We start from the raw sequence: 1,119 nt of genomic DNA, 5'->3' as shown, positions 1-1,119 counted from the left end.
GATGAGATTTCCCTTTGAGCAATCAAGAAAGACCCCTCAGAGACGATGAGGTAGATAGGTCATGGGTGGAAGCACGGCGACGTGTGGAGCTGAATGATACTAATCGGTCGAGGCTTTGATCTAGAAATGGTTTGTATTGATGAATCTTCAGTTTTGAGAGAGTAATCTTTCAAAAAAAAGTTTGACATTATGTAAAGATAATGTTAATCTCATATATGTCTGGTGGCGATAGCGAAGCGGCCACACCCGTTCCCATGCCGAACACGGAAGTTAAGCGCTTCAGCGCCGAAAGTAGTTGGGGGTCTCCCCCTGTGAGGATAGGACGTTGCCAGGCATACATATCGGAGGATTAGCTCAGCTGGGAGAGCACCTGCCTTACAAGCAGGGGGTCGGCGGTTCGATCCCGTCATCCTCCACCATTTACACCTGCCGGTGTAGCTCAGTTGGTAGAGCATCTGACTTGTAATCAGAGGGTCGAGGGTTCAAATCCTTTCGCCGGCACCATTTTTTAAAAAAGTCTACCGCACTAATTATACCTTGCCGGGGTGGCGGAATTGGTAGACGCACAGGACTTAAAATCCTGCGAGGGTTTCCTCGTGCCGGTTCAAGTCCGGCCCTCGGTACCATCTATATATCCCATTGGGAATCATTCGTCTCGCACCCTTAGCTCAGCTGGATAGAGCGTTAGACTACGAATCTAAAGGCCGGGAGTTCGAATCTCTCAGGGTGCACCATTTATAACGGGAAGTAGCTCAGCTTGGTAGAGCACTTGGTTTGGGACCAAGGGGTCGCAGGTTCGAATCCTGTCTTCCCGACCATCATAACTTTTGGGGCCTTAGCTCAGCTGGGAGAGCGCCTGCCTTGCACGCAGGAGGTCAGCGGTTCGATCCCGCTAGGCTCCACCAATTCTTTAACTGACGAACTTTGAAAACTGAACGATGAGGCAAAAAAGTTTTACAAGTTTTGATTGAAGCGCAAGCTTCGTCATTTTCAAGAGCTATATCAAATTCTTTGGAGAGTTTGATCCTGGCTCAGGACGAACGCTGGCGGCGTGCCTAATACATGCAAGTCGAGCGCAGGAAATCGACGGAACCCTTCGGGGGGAAGTCGACGGAATGA

At 49.8% G+C, this 1,119-nt stretch carries 6 tRNA genes and 3 rRNA genes; all 9 read left to right on the top strand.

Annotated elements, in window-relative coordinates:
- Nucleotides 1–123: ribosomal RNA gene (locus EVJ26_RS14235) — 23S ribosomal RNA — on the top strand; the annotation flags it as partial.
- 95 nt (nt 124–218) lie between these two features.
- Nucleotides 219–334 (top strand): 5S ribosomal RNA (gene rrf / locus EVJ26_RS14230).
- Between the two features lie 9 nt (nt 335–343).
- Nucleotides 344–419 (top strand) — tRNA-Val (locus EVJ26_RS14225).
- A 9-nt stretch (nt 420–428) separates the two neighbouring features.
- Nucleotides 429–504, top strand: a tRNA-Thr gene (locus EVJ26_RS14220).
- Between the two features lie 35 nt (nt 505–539).
- Nucleotides 540–626 (top strand) — tRNA-Leu (locus EVJ26_RS14215).
- Between the two features lie 31 nt (nt 627–657).
- A tRNA-Arg gene (locus EVJ26_RS14210) sits at nt 658–734 on the top strand.
- 7 nt (nt 735–741) lie between these two features.
- Nucleotides 742–818, top strand: a tRNA-Pro gene (locus EVJ26_RS14205).
- Between the two features lie 11 nt (nt 819–829).
- Nucleotides 830–905, top strand: a tRNA-Ala gene (locus EVJ26_RS14200).
- A gap of 103 nt (nt 906–1,008) precedes the next feature.
- A 16S ribosomal RNA gene (locus EVJ26_RS14195) occupies nt 1,009–1,119 on the top strand; the annotation flags it as partial.

Source organism: Exiguobacterium sp. SH3S1, assembly GCF_004337105.1.
GTDB classification, from domain to species: domain Bacteria; phylum Bacillota; class Bacilli; order Exiguobacteriales; family Exiguobacteriaceae; genus Exiguobacterium; species Exiguobacterium aurantiacum_A.
The sequence above is the reverse complement of the archived record's forward strand: the minus strand, read 5'-3'. Positions and strand labels throughout refer to the sequence as shown.